Annotated in this window: 1 rRNA gene; it reads left to right on the top strand. The window is 52.7% G+C overall.

Going from position 1 to position 275, the window contains the following annotated elements:
* Positions 1 to 195: 195 nt before the first annotated feature.
* Positions 196 to 275: ribosomal RNA gene (rrf, locus tag EVX52_RS25175) — 5S ribosomal RNA — on the top strand; the annotation flags it as partial.

Here is a 275-nt window from a genome sequence, read left to right as displayed (position 1 = left end):
TGTAAGTGCAGCGATGCATTGAGCTAACCAGTACTAATGACCCGAGAGGCTTAACCTTACAACACCAAAGGTGTTTTTGATTTGAGAGACAGGCTCGAGAGAGTAGATTTTCAGCGGAATGTTCCGGGATTGGTTCGTATGGCGGCGCGGGGTGAGAAACCCTGATGCGTTGCGGTACGGATAAAACAGAATTTGCCTGGCGGCACTAGCGCGGTGGTCCCACCTGACCCCATGCCGAACTCAGAAGTGAAACGCCGTAGCGCCGATGGTAGTGT

Source organism: Rahnella sp. CFA14(1/10), from assembly GCF_004195095.1.
Classification (GTDB): Bacteria; Pseudomonadota; Gammaproteobacteria; order Enterobacterales; family Enterobacteriaceae; genus Rahnella; species Rahnella perminowiae.
The sequence above is the reverse complement of the archived record's forward strand: the minus strand, read 5'-3'. Positions and strand labels throughout refer to the sequence as shown.